The organism is Pseudomonas sp. IT-P260, from assembly GCF_949768395.1.
GTDB classification, from domain to species: domain Bacteria; phylum Pseudomonadota; class Gammaproteobacteria; order Pseudomonadales; family Pseudomonadaceae; genus Aquipseudomonas; species Aquipseudomonas parakoreensis.
In genome coordinates, this window is the sequence record NZ_CATKPO010000037.1 from 1 (window position 1) to 219 (window position 219).

At 52.5% G+C, this 219-nt stretch carries 1 protein-coding gene; it reads left to right on the forward strand.

Annotation, left to right across the window (positions count from 1 at the left end):
- Positions 1-72: 72 nt before the first annotated feature.
- Positions 73-219, forward strand: a 147-nt coding sequence (locus tag ACM6HV_RS16480) for a transposase (protein ID WP_414904772.1), incomplete at its 3' end; no start/stop codon positions are given.

Below are 219 nucleotides of genomic sequence, written 5' to 3' on the forward strand. Positions count from 1 at the left end.
CTGAACTGGCCTAATGATTTTGGACACTTCAATCGGGCGCTATGATGGCGCCCAAATCTGAGGTGTTTGGATATGCGTAAATCTTATTCCAGTGAGTTCAAACTCAAGGCCGCCAGCATGGTGCTGGACGAGGGCCAGTCAGTTCCCGATGTTTGTGCCAGTTTGGATATTGGCCCTACCGCTTTGCGCCGTTGGGTCGACCAGGTTCGCAAGGAACGT